The sequence below is a fragment of the Streptomyces sp. NPDC056224 genome, from assembly GCF_042267665.1.
GTDB lineage: Bacteria > Actinomycetota > Actinomycetes > Streptomycetales > Streptomycetaceae > Streptomyces.
In genome coordinates, this window is record NZ_JBHJTK010000100.1 from 1 (window position 1) to 3,037 (window position 3,037).

Consider the following 3,037-nt stretch of genomic DNA (forward strand, 5'->3'; position numbering starts at 1 on the left):
GAAGAAGTCCTCTGCGGCCTCTTCGCCACCACCCTCGCCGTCGACCACATCGGAATCGACGACAACTTCTTCGACCTCGGCGGCCACTCCCTGCTGGCGATGAGGCTGGTCGCGACGGTGCGGGCCGGGCTGGACGCGGAGATGGGTGTCCGTGACCTGTTCGAGGCGCCGACCGTCGCGGCGCTGGCCGAGCGGCTGGGCGCGGCCCTGCCCGCCACCGCACTGCCGCCGCTGGTGCGCACCGAGCCCCGCCCGGCGCGTATCCCGCTCTCGTACGCACAGGCCCGGTTGTGGTTCCTGAACCGGATGGAGGAGACCGAGCGGGCCTCGTACAACATCCCGGTGGTGTTGCGGCTGACCGAGGCGGTGGATGCCGTCGCGCTGCAGGCCGCGCTGGATGACGTGGTGGAGCGGCACGAGACGCTGCGCACGGTGTTCCCCGAGGCCGATGGCCGGCCGTGTCAGCTCGTGCTGCCCGCCGCTCCGGGGCTCGTGCCCCTCGATGTCGTGGAGACCGACGAGGGTGGTGCCCGGGCGCGGATCGCCGGGCTGTCGGCCGAGCCCTTCGACCTGTCCGGTGAACTCCCGCTGCGTGCGGCTGTGTTCACCCTCGCTCCGGACGACCACCTGCTGGTCCTGGTGCTGCACCACATCGCCGGGGACGGTCTGTCGATGCGTCCGCTGACCGAGGACCTGACCGCCGCCTACCACGCCCGTACCCGTGGGGACGCCCCGGACTGGGCGCCGCTGCCGGTGCAGTACGCGGACTACGCGCTGTGGCAGCACCGCCACCTGGGTGACCCGGACACTCCCGGTACGCCCCTGTACGAGCAGCTCGCGCACTGGACCACCCAGTTGGCCGGGCTGCCCGAGGAGATCGCCCTTCCCGTCGACCACACCCGGCCCGCGCACCCCACTCACCGGGCGCGGACCCACACCACGTACACGGATTGTGCCGTTCACCGGGCTCTGGCGGCCCATGCCCGTGCCCACCGGGCCACGCTGTTCCACTCCGTGCATGCGGCGCTGGCCGTCCTGCTGACTCGCAACGGCGCCGGCTGCGATCTGCCGATCGGTACGCCCACCGCGGGCCGTGCGCACCGTGACCTGGACGAGCTGATCGGTTTCTTCGTCAACACCCTGGTCCTGCGCACGGACACCAGCGGCAACCCGACCCACACCGAACTGCTCGGCCGTACCCGTGACGTCGGTCTCGCGGCCCTCTCCCACCAGGACCTCCCCTTCGAGCGCCTCGTCGAGGCCCTCAACCCCAGCCGTGCCCCCCACCGCCACCCGCTCTTCCAGACCGTCCTCACCTTCAACAGCACCGGCGCGGCCGGAGCCGACTCCACCGACACCGACGTCGAGTCGGAAGGCGCCGCGAAGTTCGACCTGTCCTTCACCGTCACCGAGCACCACACCGCCGACGGCGCTCCCGGCGGACTGACGGTGACCATCGAATACGCCGCCGACCTCTTCGAGCCCGCCACCGTCGCCCGGCTGGCCGACCAGTTCCAGCGGATCCTGACCACCGCCGCCCAGCACCCCGACACCCCCCTCCACGACATCGACCTGCTCGCCGAGCACGAGCGCAAGGCCCTGTTCACCGACTGGAACGGCCCGTCACGCGCACTCCCCGGCCGGACCCTGCCCGAACTGTTCGCCGCTCAGGTCGCCCGCACCCCCGACGCCACCGCCGTCGTCTGCGACACCGGCACCCTCAGCTACGCCCAGCTCGACACCGCCGCCAACCGCCTCGCCCGCCACCTGGTGGCTCAGGGTGCGGGCCCCGAACACTTCGTCGCGCTGGCCGTCCCGCGCTCGGTGGAGACCCTGGTGGCCGTGCTGGCGGTGCTCAAGTCCGGCGCGGCGTACCTGCCGATCGACCTCACCCACCCTGGCGAGCGGATCGCCTACACCCTGACCGACGCACGGCCGCTGTGCGTGCTCACCACCGTCGAAGCGTCCGCGCAACTGCCCGCGACCGAGCACCCGCACCTACTGCTCGACACGCCGGACACGGCCGCCGCGCTGGCCGCCCTGCCCGCTCACGACCTCACCGACGGCGACCGGTCCGCGCCCCTGTCGTTGCGCAACCCGGCCTACGTGATCTACACCTCCGGATCCACCGGCCGCCCCAAGGGCGTCGTGGTCGAGCACCACTCGCTGGACGCCTACCTGGCCTGGGCCCGCGAGGCCTACGGCAGCGTGGCCGGCCGGGCGCTGGTCCACTCGCCGGTCTCGTTCGACCTCACGGTGACCGGCCTGTTCGCCCCGCTGACCAGCGGCGGCACCGTGCAGCTCATCGAGCTGGACGACCAGACGCCCACGGCAGGGGAGTTCGACCGTCCGAGCTTCGTCAAGGCCACCCCCAGTCACCTGGCCCTGCTGACCGCGCTGCCCGAGCGCTTCTCGCCCAGCGAGCAGCTGGTGCTCGGCGGCGAGTCCCTGATGGGCGAAGTGCTGGACGAGTGGCGGCGGCGCCACCCGGGTGCGACCGTGATCAACGAGTACGGCCCGACCGAGACCACGGTCGGCTGCACCGAGTTCCGGATCGAGCCCGGCGACACCGCACCCTCCGGTGTGATCACCATCGGACGGCCGATCTGGAACACCCGGATGTACGTGCTGGACGAGGCCCTGCGGGCGCTGCCCGTCGGGGTCGGCGGCGAACTCTTCATCGCCGGCGACCTGGTGACCCGTGGCTATCTCGGCCGTCCGGGGCTGACCGCCGAGCGTTTCGTGCCGGATCCGTTCGGTGAGCCGGGTGCGCGGATGTACCGGACGGGCGACCTGGGCCGCTGGCAGTACGACGAGCGGGGCGAGGGGCGGCTGGAGTTCCTGGGCCGGACCGACGACCAGATCAAGCTGCGCGGTTTCCGTATCGAACCCGCCGAGATCGAGGCCCACTTCACGAGCCGTCCCGACATCGCGCAGGCCGCCGTGCTGCTGCGCGAGGACAACCCCGGCGACCAGCGCCTGGTCGCCTACCTCGTCCCCACCACCGACACCGCCACCGGCACCGCCACCGGCACCG

General features: G+C 72.1%; 1 protein-coding gene. It reads left to right on the forward strand.

The window, feature by feature from the left end:
• Positions 1 to 3,037, forward strand: a 3,037-nt coding sequence (locus ACFCZ1_RS38415; RefSeq protein ID WP_376682902.1) for an amino acid adenylation domain-containing protein, incomplete at both ends; no start/stop codon positions are given.